General features: G+C 67.5%; 16 protein-coding genes and 1 tRNA gene. 14 read left to right on the top strand and 3 right to left on the bottom strand.

What is annotated here, in order from left to right:
- The first annotated feature begins 42 nt into the window (after window positions 1–42).
- The 5 genes from ACUXST_RS11945 (at window position 43) to ACUXST_RS11925 (ending at window position 5,346) form a co-directional block, all read left to right on the top strand.
- Complete coding sequence (locus ACUXST_RS11945; RefSeq protein WP_458390207.1) at window positions 43–177, top strand: hypothetical protein; 135 nt, start codon at window positions 43–45, stop codon at window positions 175–177.
- Complete coding sequence (locus ACUXST_RS11940) at window positions 167–1,960, top strand: hypothetical protein (protein ID WP_458390206.1); 1,794 nt, start codon at window positions 167–169, stop codon at window positions 1,958–1,960. The genes ACUXST_RS11945 and ACUXST_RS11940 overlap by 11 nt, the downstream gene beginning before the upstream one ends.
- Window positions 1,961–1,998: 38 nt before the next feature.
- On the top strand, window positions 1,999–2,841 hold the full coding sequence (locus tag ACUXST_RS11935; protein WP_458390337.1) for a tyrosine recombinase: 843 nt from the start codon (window positions 1,999–2,001) through the stop codon (window positions 2,839–2,841).
- A gap of 35 nt (window positions 2,842–2,876) precedes the next feature.
- A complete protein-coding gene (locus tag ACUXST_RS11930) occupies window positions 2,877–3,818 on the top strand; it encodes an acetyl-CoA carboxylase carboxyltransferase subunit alpha (RefSeq protein ID WP_458390336.1) in 942 nt (313 codons plus the stop codon).
- A 73-nt stretch (window positions 3,819–3,891) separates the two neighbouring features.
- Window positions 3,892–5,346, top strand: a complete 1,455-nt coding sequence (locus ACUXST_RS11925; protein WP_458390205.1) for a M48 family metalloprotease — start codon at window positions 3,892–3,894, stop codon at window positions 5,344–5,346.
- Window positions 5,347–5,355: 9 nt separating this feature from the next.
- Here ACUXST_RS11925 and ACUXST_RS11920 read toward each other — a convergent pair whose 3' ends face one another.
- Window positions 5,356–5,538: a Flp family type IVb pilin gene (locus ACUXST_RS11920; RefSeq protein ID WP_458390204.1), complete on the bottom strand. Its 183-nt coding sequence runs from the start codon at window positions 5,536–5,538 to the stop codon at window positions 5,356–5,358.
- Window positions 5,539–5,624: 86 nt separating this feature from the next.
- Complete coding sequence (locus tag ACUXST_RS11915; protein WP_458390203.1) at window positions 5,625–6,416, bottom strand: methyltransferase domain-containing protein; 792 nt, start codon at window positions 6,414–6,416, stop codon at window positions 5,625–5,627.
- On the opposite strand from ACUXST_RS11915, the gene ACUXST_RS11910 reads away from it, so the two are divergent.
- From ACUXST_RS11910 to folE, 8 genes are all read left to right on the top strand, one after another.
- Window positions 6,394–7,194, top strand: a complete 801-nt coding sequence (locus ACUXST_RS11910; protein WP_458390202.1) for a ComF family protein — start codon at window positions 6,394–6,396, stop codon at window positions 7,192–7,194. The two genes, ACUXST_RS11915 and ACUXST_RS11910, sit on opposite strands and share 23 nt — an antisense overlap.
- A gap of 35 nt (window positions 7,195–7,229) precedes the next feature.
- The gene (grxC, locus tag ACUXST_RS11905) at window positions 7,230–7,487 is read left to right on the top strand and encodes a glutaredoxin 3 (RefSeq protein ID WP_458390201.1); all 258 of its coding nucleotides are present in this window, start codon (window positions 7,230–7,232) and stop codon (window positions 7,485–7,487) included.
- A complete protein-coding gene (locus ACUXST_RS11900; protein ID WP_458390200.1) occupies window positions 7,484–8,311 on the top strand; it encodes a carbon-nitrogen hydrolase family protein in 828 nt (275 codons plus the stop codon). The genes grxC and ACUXST_RS11900 overlap by 4 nt, the downstream gene beginning before the upstream one ends.
- The gene (locus ACUXST_RS11895; RefSeq protein ID WP_458390199.1) at window positions 8,308–8,709 is read left to right on the top strand and encodes a DUF1178 family protein; all 402 of its coding nucleotides are present in this window, start codon (window positions 8,308–8,310) and stop codon (window positions 8,707–8,709) included. Before ACUXST_RS11900 ends, ACUXST_RS11895 begins: the two co-directional genes overlap by 4 nt.
- A gap of 34 nt (window positions 8,710–8,743) precedes the next feature.
- A tRNA-Arg gene (locus ACUXST_RS11890) sits at window positions 8,744–8,820 on the top strand.
- Window positions 8,821–8,835: 15 nt separating this feature from the next.
- Entirely contained in the window at window positions 8,836–9,120 is a 285-nt protein-coding gene (locus ACUXST_RS11885) for a DUF6356 family protein (RefSeq protein ID WP_458390198.1), read from the top strand.
- Entirely contained in the window at window positions 9,110–10,444 is a 1,335-nt protein-coding gene (locus ACUXST_RS11880; protein ID WP_458390197.1) for an FAD/NAD(P)-binding protein, read from the top strand. The genes ACUXST_RS11885 and ACUXST_RS11880 overlap by 11 nt, the downstream gene beginning before the upstream one ends.
- Window positions 10,428–11,039: a GTP cyclohydrolase I FolE gene (gene folE, locus ACUXST_RS11875; RefSeq protein WP_458390196.1), complete on the top strand. Its 612-nt coding sequence runs from the start codon at window positions 10,428–10,430 to the stop codon at window positions 11,037–11,039. Before ACUXST_RS11880 ends, folE begins: the two co-directional genes overlap by 17 nt.
- A gap of 61 nt (window positions 11,040–11,100) precedes the next feature.
- Here the strand turns inward: folE and ACUXST_RS11870 are convergent, their stop codons facing one another.
- Complete coding sequence (locus ACUXST_RS11870; protein WP_458390195.1) at window positions 11,101–11,559, bottom strand: ferritin-like domain-containing protein; 459 nt, start codon at window positions 11,557–11,559, stop codon at window positions 11,101–11,103.
- Window positions 11,560–11,751: 192 nt separating this feature from the next.
- On the opposite strand from ACUXST_RS11870, the gene ACUXST_RS11865 reads away from it, so the two are divergent.
- A complete protein-coding gene (locus ACUXST_RS11865; protein ID WP_458390194.1) occupies window positions 11,752–13,335 on the top strand; it encodes a flavin monoamine oxidase family protein in 1,584 nt (527 codons plus the stop codon).
- The last annotated feature ends 5 nt before the right edge of the window (window positions 13,336–13,340 follow it).

Here is a 13,340-nt window from a genome sequence, read left to right as displayed (position 1 = left end):
GCGTCGGCAAAAGCGCTCAACCGGAAGGATCCAGCGAAACCCATGCCGCGCATTGTCGTCCTGATCATCGTCCTCGTGCTCATCATCGGCGGTCTCGTCCTGCTGTCGACCCTGCCCAAGGAGCAGCCGACGCGGACGATCCAGGTCGATGTCGCCCAACCCGCCAATGCGCAGTAGGACACTGCTGATTGCCGCATGCGGGGCCGCGCTGGCCGCCGCAATTCCGGCGATCGCCCAGGAGACCGCACAGCCGCAGCCGGCGCCGACGCAAACGCCGCCCGCGGCTTCGCAGCCCGCAACCTTGTCGCCGGTGCAATCCTCCACGCCCGCCATCCGCAGGGCGCCCGACAACGATCTGTCGAGCAGTTCCAGCGGGGACACCGGCATCGAGGAAGTTTCCGCCGAGAACCTGCCGCCGCCGCCGCCGCCCGTAGAATATCCCGGTTTCGCAAGGCGCGACCCGTGGGTCGTCGGGCGGCTCGATCCCACTTCGATAGGCCTGGGTGTGCAGCCATGGGGCACGGCGGACGGCGCCTTCCTGTCCAGCCTGATGCACAGCATGGACACGCCGCTCGCTTCGCGGTGGGTGCACATGGCTCTGCGCGACGCGCTGCTGGCGAAGGCCCATGCTCCCGCGAACGTGAACCCGGTCGACTGGGCCGCCGAGCGCGCCTGGCTGCTGCTTCGGATGGGGGAGGCTGCCGCATCGCGGATGATCGTGTCTGGCGTCGACGCCGACCGCTTCACGCCGAAGATGGTGCAGGTCGGCGTCCAGTCGGCGCTCGCGAATGCCGACCCTGCGGCGCTTTGTCCGCTGCAGGAGGGCATCCGCCAGTACGATCCGGGCATTCGCCAGCTCGTGGGGGCGATGTGCGCGTCGCTGGCCGGAGAGCCGCAAAGCGCATCCGCCCAGATCAGCGATGCCCGGCGCCACGGCCGCCTCGGCGGCATCGACCTTGCGCTTGCCGACAAGATCGTCGGTGCGGGAGCCAACACCGGGCGCGCGACGACCATCGAGTGGGACCCCGTCGAGAACCTGACCGCGTGGCGGTTCGGCTTGTCGGCCGCGGCGGGCCTTGCGCCGCCCGACCGGCTGGTGAACTCGGCGTCGCTGCAGCTGCGCGCCTTTGAAGCGCGCGTGCCGCTGCTTTCTCCGGCCCAGCGGCTCGGCTCCGCGCTCATCGCGACTGGCCTCGGCGTCTTCTCGTCGCAGTCACTGATCGATCTCTACTCAACGATGTACGATGCCACCGACCCGAGCGAGCTGCCGAACACGGATGCGTGGCAGGTCAGGCAGGCCTTCGTCGGCAAGGACCGCGACGCGAGACTAGGCTCGATCCGCAAGCTGCTCGGAGCTGCGAAGGACCCGCTGACCCACGAGGCGACCCGCGCACTCGTCGCCCGCGCCGCGACGCTCATCGATCCCGACCCTAAGCTTTCCAAGGATGCGCCCGAGTTGATCTCGGCGATGCTTGCGGCGGGCTACGACCGCGCAGCGGCACGCTGGGCCGGCGCCGTTTCGAACATGGACGGCGACGATGCCGACCGCGCCTGGGCAATGCTTGCGCTCGCAGCGCCCGAGGGCAGCCGCGTCGACCTCAGCAGCAGCCAGATCACCGGTTTCATCAAGCGGGACAACAGCCGTGGCAAGCAGCGGAGCGCGCTTCTGGTTGCGGGCCTCGCGGGGCTCGGGCGGATCGACACGTCGGCGGCCGAAAACCTCAGCCGCCGTTACGGCCTGGGTGTCGGCCACACGACAAGCTGGACGAAGATGATCGACGCCGCCGCAGGGCGGGGGCAGGCGGGCACCGTTCTGGTGCTTTGCGGTACCGGCTTCCAGACGCGTGACTGGAAGGATGTACCCGGGTCCCACCTGTTCCACGTCGTTGCCGCGCTCGATCATACCGGACAGGACTTCAGCGCGCGCATGATCGCTGCCGAGGCGCTTTCCCGGACGTGACCCCGGACGATCGCGCGCTCGTCGATCGGTTCCTCGACATGATGGCCGCCGAGGCAGGGGCTTCCCGCCACACGCTCGCTGCCTATCGCAACGATCTCGAACGGGCGGCGGAGGGGCTGGGCGGATCGCTCGGGCAGGCGCCCTCGACGACCGTGGCGACTTTGGGCGAGCAATGGCAGGCGCTGGCGCCGTCGACGGTAGCACGGCGATCGGCGGCGTTGCGGCGCTTCTTCGGTTTCCTCGTCGACGAAGGCTTGCGGCGCGACGATCCGTCATCCGCGCTGCCGAGCCCGCGCTTCGAGCGGCCGCTACCGCGAATCCTCGAAGCGCAAGAGGTCGAAGCCATGTTTCGCCAGGCGGAGAACCGGGCCGTCAGCGGCGAGCCCGGCGCCGTCCGCAACCTTGCGTTGCTGGAGCTGCTTTACGGATCGGGGCTGCGCGCGACGGAGCTAGTCAGCCTTCCTCGCGGCGCGGTTCGCAGCGGCCAGCCGTTCCTGATCGTCACCGGCAAGGGCAGCAAGGACCGGCTGGTGCCGATCTCGTCGCGGGCGGAGGCGGCAGTCGGCCACTGGCTCGAGCATGTGGCGAGCGACACCCAATGGCTGTTCCCGAGCGGCAAGCGCCACCTGAGCCGCGTGCGGCTGTTTCAGATCGTCCGCCAGATGGCCGCCGACGCCGGCATCGTGCCTGAACGGGTCAGCCCGCACGTCCTTCGCCACGCCTTTGCGACGCACCTGCTCTCGGGCGGCGCCGACTTGCGGGTGCTCCAGACGCTGCTCGGCCACGCCGATATCGCGACGACGCAGATCTACACTCATGTCGACAGCGCCAGGCTGGTGGAGCTGGTCAACACCCGGCATCCGCTGGCCGACCGTCGTTGACCGTTGCCCGGCTTCAGCTTACCCGCCGCGCCCACATGCTGACCTACCTCGATTTCGAAAAGCCGATCGCCGAGCTTGAGACTCGGCTCGCGGAGTTGCGCGAAACCGCGAGCAACGGCTCGATCGACATTGACGCCGAGATCGGCCGCCTCGAGGCCAAGGCGTCCAAGCTGCTTCGGGACACCTATGCCAAGCTGACGCCGTGGCAGAAGGCGCAGGTCGCGCGCCATGCCGAACGGCCGCACTTCAATGACTATGTCGCGGGCCTCGCGGACGACTTCGTGGCGCTGTCGGGGGACCGGGCGTTCGGCGACGACCCCGCCATCGTCGGCGGATTTGCCCGTATCGATGGCCGCCGCGTGATGCTCATCGGGCATGAGAAGGGCGACGATACCGCCTCGCGGCTGCGGCACAATTTCGGCATGGCCAAGCCGGAAGGGTATCGGAAGGCCATCCGCCTGATGAAGCTCGCCGACCAGTTCGGAGTGCCCGTCGTCACGCTCGTCGATACGCCGGGTGCGTTTCCAGGCGTGCAGGCGGAGGAGCGCGGACAGGCGGAGGCCATCGCCCGCTCTACCGAAGCGTGCCTCTCGCTTCGCGCTCCGTTGATTGCCGCAATCGTCGGTGAAGGCGGATCCGGTGGAGCAGTTGCGCTTGCTGCGGGCAATCGCGTCCTGATGTTCGAGCATGCAGTCTATTCCGTCATTTCGCCGGAAGGTTGCGCGTCAATCCTGTGGCGGACCGCCGACAAGGCGGGTGAAGCGGCCGAAGCGATGAAGATCACCGCGGCCGACCTGCTGGCGCTTGGCGTCATCGACCGCATCGTTCCCGAACCGCTCGGCGGCGCGCAGCGCGATCCTGGCGCAGCGATCGGCTCCCTCAAGCGGGTGATCGTCGAGGAACTGGATGGCTGCGGGAGGCTTCCCGCGGATGAGCTGCTCAGGCAGCGCCGGGCCAAGTTCCTGGCCATCGGCTAGCCACCGGAACCCGTCTACTCATCTCCCGTTCAAGAACGGACCGGATGTTAGAGGGGGTTCGGGAGAGGCTCTTATGCGTCAGCGCATCGTGTGGCTTGCAGTTGCTGCGATAGCTGTGCCGGCAATCGCGGGCGCTCAGGCGCTGCGTTATCTCAATCCGCAGGATGTCCGCGAGGCGCAGCAGGAGCATGCTGCTCTAGTCCAGGAGCTCGGCGGCGCCGAGACGGGACCCCGGGCCGGCTATGTCGACTCTGTTGGTCACCGGGTCGCGGCCTTTGCCGGGGTAGCGGATCCGGGGCGCGCCTTTCGTTTCACGACTCTGAACTCCTCGGCGCAGAACGCATTCTCGGTGCCCGGCGGCTACGTCTATGTGACGCGCCAGCTGCTGACGATCCTCGACGACGAGTCGCAGCTCGCCTTCGCGATCGGGCACGAGGTGGGCCACGTCGCCGGCAACCACGCCCACATCCGCGAGCAATATGTCCGCAGCAACCGATTGGGCGTGCTCGGAGCGATCATCAGCTCGGTGTTTGGCGATTCCAGTTTCGGCGGCCTGCTTCAGCAGCGGGCCCGGCTCGACACCCTGAGCTTTTCCCGCGAGCAGGAATATGAAGCCGACACGCTTGGGCTCTCCTACATCACGCGCGCCGGCTACGACCCTGCCGGCGCTCCCGGTATCCTTGCTGCACTCACAAGGGCGAGTGCACTCGAAGCGCGGGTGCAGGGGCGGACCAACCGCCGCACGCCCGAATGGGCTAGCACCCACCCGCTGAGCGAGAACCGGCTCCAGCGTGCGCTTCTGGAAGCGCGGCAGACGGGCCGGCTTGGCCGCGGCGTCCGCAACCGCGAACAATTCCTCTCCCAGCTGGAGGGTGTGACCGTCGACGACGATCCGGCCCAGGGCATCATCGACGGGCCGGTGTTCACCCATCCGGACCTCAGGATCCAGTTCCAGGTTCCACCCGGCTATCTCATGTCCAACAGCACCGAGGCGGTCACCATATCTGGCTCGGCGGGGAAGGCGCAGTTCAGCGGCGGCACTTATCCGGGGACGCTCGACAGCTACATCCTGAGCGCGTTCCGGGCGCTTACCGGCGGCCAGTCGCAGATCGCCATCCCGGCACCGCGGCACTTCGTAATCAACGGGATGCCGGCGGCGGTCACGACGGCGCGCGCCGAGACCGACTCAGGCGTCATGGACGTCAGCATCGCTGCCTACCAGGCGGACCCGCGCCACGTTTATCATTTCCTGATGATCACGCCCGGCGGCTACGGCTTCGGCGCGTTCGCGAGCATGGTCAATTCGCTGCGCCGCATCACTCCGGCAGAAGCGGCGGCGATCCGTCCGCGGATCATTCACGTGGTCACGGTGGGTGCGGGGGACACGGTGCAGTCGCTCGCCGGACGGATGGCCTATCGCGACTTCAGGCTGGAGAGGTTCCTGTCGTTGAACGGATTGAACGCGGCCAGCCGGCTTGCTCCCGGGCAAAGGGTCAAGCTGGTCGTCTTCGGGCCGAGGCGGAGCTAGCGCTCCTCCTTACATCGCGTTCCCGACAGTGTTGCTGAGATCCAGCCACTTGCCGGCGACGCCGCCGCCAAGACTGCCGAGCGACACCATCATCGCCATCACGATGAGAGCGGCGATCAGTCCGTATTCGATCGCAGTCGCACCGCGCGAGTCGGTGCAAATCCTGCGCAAGTAGCTTCGGATAGCGATCACGCCACCCTCCTCTGGTCCACGTCCACGCGGCGGGTCTACCCCGCTTGGGGTTAACAACTTTTACGATGAACATGATTAACGGCCGCTCACCCTTGTTGGGCAGGCGCGGGAGTCCAGCCGGCGAAGTGAAGGACTTCGAAAATCTCCGTCGTGCGGCCGCCTTCACCGGCTGCAGCGAACGCCGCCGCGCCCGCGTCGCGCTCGGCACGGGAGAGCGAACGGCGTGAGCGGGCAGACAGAAGGTTGGTCGCTCCCATTCGCCGCAGGTCGGCAACGAGGCGATCGAAGGAACCGTAGGCGACGGGGATACGGTCGACGTCGACGACCGGGCGCTCGAAGCCCGCAGCGGAGAGTAGGCCGGAAAGGGCGCCTGGCTCGACCCGGGGGTGTACGTGGGGAGCAGCCAGACCGCCGACCTGATCCGCCGCGCGCATGGCCGAACGAAGCTGCGGCAGGGTGTCGCCGCCCGAGAACGCGCCGATCAGCAGCCCATCGCGGGCAAGCGCGAACCGTATTCCGATCAGCGCCCGTGGCAGGTCGTTGACGGTGTCCAGCGTGCCGATGGCGATTGCGAGATCGTAGCGGCCGCCTTCGGGCTCCCATCGGTCCTCGATGATGGTCTCCCCATCCGCCGCTGCAGCGAAGGCGGGTCCGGGGTCGAGGACTTCGACGTTCCTGACAACGCGTCGCAGCAGCTCCGGCCATATTGGATCGGGGCAGCCGATCAGTATCGCGCGCTCGAACGTCCGCTGCATCATTTCGAGGCGCTCGACGACGTCCCGGAACACGCGCTCGAGCAGGAACAGCTCCGGCCCGGAGCGTGCCGCGCGGTCGCGGCGCCTGGCTCGCAATTCCATGTCGAAGAGCTCGGACGCCATCGCCGCGCTTGTGCGTCGGCGGCGGCTCGGCGACAAGCGGCGGATGCTGCGTAGCGTCATCCGGATTTGCACTCGCCAGGTTCTCGACTTCGCACTGCCGCCGCGCTGCTCGGCCTGCGGCGTCATCGTCGGCGAGGTGCATAGCTTCTGTCCCGATTGCTGGACGAAGATCGCTTTTCTTGGCTCGGGCGGATGCACCACCTGCGGACTGCCGCTGCAGGCAACCGAGGCAGAGAGCTGCGCGGTGTGCCTGGCGCAGCCGCCACGCATTGCCCGGACCCGCGCCGCAGTTGCCTACGACGAGATCTCGCGCGGCCTTGCGATCCGCCTCAAGTACGGGCGCAAGGTCGCGATCGCCAAGACGATGGCGCGGTTTATGGCGCCGCTGATCGCCGAGGGCGAAGAACGGGTGCTCGTGCCCGTTCCGCTTCACCGCAGCCGGCTGTGGTGGCGGGGCTTCAACCAGTCGGCCCTCGTCGCCGCCGAGCTTGCGAAGCGCCTGAGCATCCCCGCCGCGCCGCTGCTGCTAGGCCGCAGCCGGCGCACACCGCCACTCAAGGGAATGAGCGCATCGCAACGGCGGAAGACGGTCGCCGGCGCTTTCCGCGTTCGCGATCGCGAGGCGGTGGCGGGCAAGACGATCATCCTGGTCGACGACGTCCTGACCACCGGCAGCACCGCCGACGCCTGCGCGCGGGCGCTGAAGCGGGCCGGTGCGGTGCGAGTCGAACTGGTCAGTTGGGCGCGCGTGGTGAAACCTTCGCAGTTGATGCGTTGAAGACAGCGCCTAAGTAGCGGTTGGAAGGACCGGTTGTGCACGTCGTCGAAATCTACAGTAAAGCCACTTGCCCCTACTGCTGGCGGGCCAAGAGCCTGCTCCAGAGCAAGGGCATCGAATATGAAGAGATCGCCGTCGATTTCGGCGGACCGCGCCGCGACGAGATGATCCAGCGCGCCAATGGCCGGACTACGGTGCCGCAAATCTTCATTCGCGGAGCGCACGTCGGGGGCTGCGACGACTTGATGGCGCTGGAACGCGCCGGCCGGCTCGAGGCGCTGCTCGTCGAATGACCCGAATTGCAGTCTTCCAGTCGACGACCGGCATCGATCCTCAGCAAAACGCCGTGAAGATGGTTGCCGCCGCGACCGAGGCGGCGCGGGGCGGAGCGGCGATGCTGTTTACGCCGGAAATGTCGAACCTGCTCGACCGCGATTCAGCGCGGGCTGCGTCCAATCGGCGTGAGGAAGGCGAGGACGTCGTGCTCGCCGCCTGCTCTGAAGCGGCCCGGGAGAACGGCATCTGGATCCACGTCGGCTCGCTTGCCGTGCTTGCCGAAGAGGGCAAGGTCGCCAACCGCAGCTTCGTCGTCGATCGCACCGGCCGCGTTCGCGCCACCTACGACAAGATGCACCTGTTCGATGTCGATCTTCCGACCGGTGAAAGCTGGCGCGAGTCGGCAGTGTATCGCGCCGGCGAAGGCGCGGTGGTTGTCGCCGGGACGCCGGTCGGCAATCTCGGCCTGACGATCTGCTACGACGTTCGCTTTCCGATGCTGTTCGCCCGGCTCGCCGAGGCCGATGCGGACGTCATCGCCGTGGCTGCTGCCTTCACCGTGCCGACCGGTCGTGCCCACTGGCATACGCTGCTGCGGGCGCGAGCGATCGAGGCGGGCCTGTTCGTCGTCGCTGCCGCCCAGGTCGGCACGCATGAGGACGGGCGCGAGACGTTCGGGCACTCGCTGGTCGTCGACCCGTGGGGCGAAGTGCTGCTCGACATGGGTGAGGAGCCGGGTGTCGGCTTCGCGGACATCGACCTCGCTCGCATCCTCGAAGTCCGCTCGCGCATCCCGGCGCTCAAGCACCGCCGCGACATTGCGGAAGTGGCGCGGCAGTGATCGTCTTCGATCTCCACTGCGAGGACGGCGGCGAGACCTTCGAAGCCTGGTTCCGCTCCAGCGCCGACTTCGACGAGCAACTGGCCGGCGGACTCGTTCAGTGTCCGGTCTGCGGGTCGTCGAAGATCGCCAAGGCGCCGATGGCGCCACGTCTGCCTCGCAAGGGCGGTGGCGAGCCGCTTGCCCGCCTCGCTGCCATGCAGTCCGAAATGCTCAAGAATTCGCGCTGGGTCGGCGATCGCTTCGCAACGACCGCCCGCGCCATCCACAGCGGCGAGCTGCCTGCGGAGCAGGTGCATGGGCAGGCCACTCTGGCCGAGGCCAAGTCGCTGATCGAGGAGGGCGTTGCAGTCGTGCCGCTGCCTTTGCCGGTGCTGCCGCCCGCCCAAGTGAATTGATTGCGAAGGCCGCTGCCCTTATCCCTGACCACGGGACCCCGTAGCTCAGCAGGATAGAGCATCAGATTCCTAATCTGAGGGCCGCGCGTTCGAATCGCGCCGGGGTCACCAGATTGCAGGGGAAAAGTGGCCAGACAGCAACTCGATTCCGACGTTCACGACGGCAGCATCAAGCGGCTGTTCGTCGAGCATCCGCAGGCGCTTGGCATGACCTGGGCGAAGCATGGCGCTGGAGCTGTCAGGATTTCCGCGGAGCTGGTCGGGGCAGGCGTCGCCTGCCTCGTGCACGCCGCGGTGCCTGGCTGGTTCACCGAGACTGCCGGAAGAACGGTGACTCGGCTGCACGATCACATGCAGCAGCGCCGCGCCGGCGCTGCCGATCCGGATAAATGGCCAGACTATGAGATCTGACCGGCTGGTGCCGGTGGCGATTGTCGGTGGGGGGTTTTCGGGAACGGCTCTGGCTGCGCAGCTTGCACGCCGCGGAGTGGCCTCGGTCTTGATCGACGGCAGTGGCCGGGAAGGCCGCGGAGTAGCCTATTCGACCACGGACGCGGCGCACCTGCTGAACGTGCGAGCTGAAGGAATGAGCGCTCTGGCCGAGGAGCCGGGCCACTTTGCCGAACGGTTCGAAGCTGCGGGAGGCGACCGGAAGGGCTTTGCGCAGCGGCGCTTTTTTGGCGGTTATCTGAGCGACATCCTCGCCGGCGCCGTAGCCAGCGGGCGCGTCGAACTCGAGCATTCGGTCGCGGTCGGCGCCAAGGCGAGTGACACGGACTGGACGATCGCGCTGGATGGGGGCGAGCAGGTCGAGGCCGAAGCCTTGGTGCTTGCGAACGGCAATCAGGAGCCGGAGCCGCTGCTGGGGTTCACGGCGGCTGGTCCGCGCTACCTCAACAATCCGTGGGGCGAAGCGGCGCAAGCAGCCGTTGCCGATCTGGCGCGAAACGGCGGCAGCGCCATGCTCATTGGAAGCGGCCTGACGATGATCGATCTTGCGTTGTCGCTGGACGCCGCAGGTCATCGCGGCCGGGTGGTTGCGCTTTCGCGCCGTGGCCAGGTGCCGCGTGCGCATGCCGGCTTCGAGCCAGCGCCGGTGCCCTTCGAGGAATTGCCGACGGGCTTGCGGCCGCTGCTGCGCTGGCTTCGCGAGCGTGCCGCGCAGGTCGGCTGGCGTGCCGCGGTCGATAGTCTGCGGCCGCACACCCACTCCATCTGGCAGAGCTTCGATGCGGGCGAGCAGCGGCGGTTTCTTCGCCATGCGCGGGCCTGGTGGGACGTCCACCGGCACCGCATCGCCCCTGAGGTGGCCCAGACCGTCGCCAGCATGGTTGCAGCAGGGCGTCTCGAGATCCTCGCAGGAAACGTCGTCTCGGCCTCCGCGGCCGGCGACAGCGTGGAAGTCGAATACCGGCGGCGAGGCGCGGACCGAAGCTCACGCGAGCGCTTCGATTATGTCTTCAATTGCACCGGCCCGCTCGGCGCGATCGAGCGGACCCGCGACCCGCTGCTGCGGAGTTTGCTGGACGGTGCTGCGATCGCGCCGGACCATCTCGGCATAGGGCTGGATGTGGACGAGCGCTCACGGGTACCCGGCGCCAATCGTCTGTGGGCGCTCGGTCCTCTGACGAAAGGGAAGTTCTGGGAAATCGTCGCGGTCCCCGATATCCGGATCCAGGCCGCTGCTGTTGCGGACGACATCGCGAAGGAGCTTGGCAATGACCGGCACGCCTGACGACGGGGACCTGGTGAGCCCGCCGCCCGAGACTGCGGTCCCGCCGGAGGTTGCCGAGGCCGTGCGGACGCTGATCCGCTGGGCCGGCGACGACCCCGACCGCGAGGGGCTGCTCGACACCCCGCGCCGGGTCGCGAAAGCGTGGCGCGAATATGCACGGGGTTATGGCGAAGACCCGTCCGCCCACCTCACGCGCACCTTCGACGAGGTCGGCGGCTATGACGAGATCGTGCTTCTGAAGGACATCCCCTTCCAGTCTCACTGCGAGCATCACCTGGCACCGATCATCGGCAAGGCGGCGATCGCCTATCTGCCGAACCATCGCGTGGTCGGGATCTCCAAGCTTGCGCGTGTGCTCCACGGCTTTGCGCGGCGGCTCCAGGTTCAGGAGCGGCTGACGGCGCAGGTCGCAGACGCGATCTGGGAGCATCTTCAGCCCAAGGGGGTCGCCGTGGTGATCGAGGCGAGCCACGCCTGCATGACGGCGCGGGGAGTCAGCACGCCGGGCGTGATGATGACGACCAGCCGGATGATGGGCACCTTCCGCGAAGACGAGCGCAGTCGGCGCGAGGTCCTCGCCCTGATGGGCTACTGACGCAAACAGGGCGGCCCCTCTGCCGAGGAGCCGCCCTGCTGAGATCGTCTAGCCTGGCGGGTTAGGCCGAAGCTTCGAGCCCGTGCTTGAGCTGGCTGATCTGGTCGTGACCCTGGCGCACCGACTGATACGCACGCTCGACGACCGAGCGGGACTCGCCGCTGAGGTTGCCGTCGTTCAGCGCCGTCTCGAACTTGTCCTTGAGATAGTCCTCGCCGCGCTCGACTTCGTTGATGATCGACTTCTCGTCGCGACCGGTGACGGCAGCCTTCAGATCTTCGAAGCGCTGGTGGGTCTTGCCGAGGAACGAGCCGCTCTCTTCCGGGTCGCCGCCGAGACGGCGGACTTCGCCGCGGAGCTGCTCGACAACCTGCTGGCGCTCGTCAGCACGCTGGCGGAAGATTTCGCGCAGGCGCTCGTTGTCGATGTTCTGTGCGGAATCCTCATAACCGGTGATGCTGTCGATCGTGGTTGCGATGAGGGTGTTCAGCGTGGTGATGCCTTCCGACTGTTCGGCCATCGTAAATCTCCGTCTCTGGGGGTGAACTCGTATCCGGCTTGAACGCGCGAACGGCCGTGATGATGCCAAGCTCGTGCGTTTTTGGGGGCGTAAGGCGCGAATTGCTGTCAGTCTGTCGCTTGAGCGGCGAGATGTGGGGCGATTCGCCGCCAATCGCCGCAGCGCGTGCCGGTCGCGGCGAGGGGGACGGGCATGACACTGACGCGACGGGCACTGCTTGAACGGGTCGGCGCTGCCGGCGGTCTGGGAGCGGCCTATTCCGCGATGGAGGTGCTTGGCCTCGCCATGCCTACCCCGGCGGGAGCGGAAAACTTCACTCTTCCGACCGGCAGCGGCCGCGGCAGGTCGGTGGTTATTCTGGGCGCCGGCATCGCGGGCCTGGTCTCGGCCTACGAGCTGCAGCGCGCCGGGTTCCGGGTAACGGTGCTCGAAGCGCGAAACCGTATCGGAGGCCGGTCCTGGACCATCCGTGGAGGCGACCGCATCGTCCAGAACGGCAGGCCGGACCAGATCGCGGAACTCGACCGCGGCCTATACTTCAACTCAGGCCCCGCGCGGCTGCCGAGCACGCACCGCCTGATCCTCAATTACGCGCGGCGGTTCGACGTGCAGCTCGAGCCCTTTCTTAACGGCAATCGTAACGCGGGGTGGGACTTCGGCGGCAAGGTCCAGCCGGAGCGCCGCATGGTCGAGGACATGCGCGGCTACATGGGCGAACTGCTCGCCAAGGCGATCGACGCCCACGCGCTCGACCAGCAAGCGCCGAAAGACGAGCTCGCAGCCGTCCGGCAGCTTCTTGCGCCCTATGCCGGCGTCGGCCGGAACGGCGCCTATGTTCCGAACGGTCCGAGCGGCTATGCGGTCGAGGGCGGCGGCTACAACCAGGTGCCCGTGCCGTTGCAGCCGCTGGGCTTCAGGGACCTGCTGCCGTCGCGAGCGGTCGGGCTGCCTTACTTCTTCGAGCATATCTGGGACATGCAGGCGACAATGCTTCAGCCGGTCGGCGGGATGGATCGCATCGCGCACGCCATCTACGACCAGGTCCGGCCGACGGTTCGCCTCGGCACTGCGATTTCGGCCATCCGCCGGACAGGCGACCGGGTGCGGATCGAGCATGGCTCCGGCGCTCAGGTGACCGAGGCGGACTATTGCGTCTGCACGCTGCCGCTGCCGATCCTTGCCCGCATTCCGAACGATTTCTCGGCGCCGAAGAAGGCGGCGCTTACCGCCGCGCCGCCTTACCTCCCGAGCGTAAAGGTCGGTTTCGAAGCGCCTCGCTTCTGGGAAACGGACGATAACATCTTCGGCGGGATGGCCTGGACCGACCGGCTGAACGAGAACGTCCTTTATCCGTCCCACGACATCGGCGCGGCCAAGGGCGTTCTCGTCGGCGCTTACTGTGCCGGATGGACTCACCAGGACAACCCGCAGGCATTCGCGGCGCTTTCCCATGAGGAGCGCTTCCGCGTGTGCCGGGACTCGGTCGAGGCGCTGCATCCCGGACGGTCGAAGCTCCTCGGGAAAGGCGTGACGGTGGCTTGGGGACTGACGCCCTATTCCGAGGGTGTGGGGGCCGAGTGGAGCGATTCCGGACTCGGCCGCGGCGGCGCTCGGGGACCCGTCTACCAGGAGCTGCAGAAGCCCGAAGGTCCGATCGTCTTCGCCGGCGAGCATCTGAGCTACCAGCCCTTGTGGCAGGAAGGCGCCGCGTCTTCCGCCCATGAAGCATTGAAGCTGCTCCAGGCGATGGCTCAGGAGAGACGCGCGGTCGCCTGACAGCG

Source organism: Sphingomonas sp. F9_3S_D5_B_2 (assembly GCF_054263715.1).
This window is presented reverse-complemented; position numbering and strand designations above follow the sequence as displayed.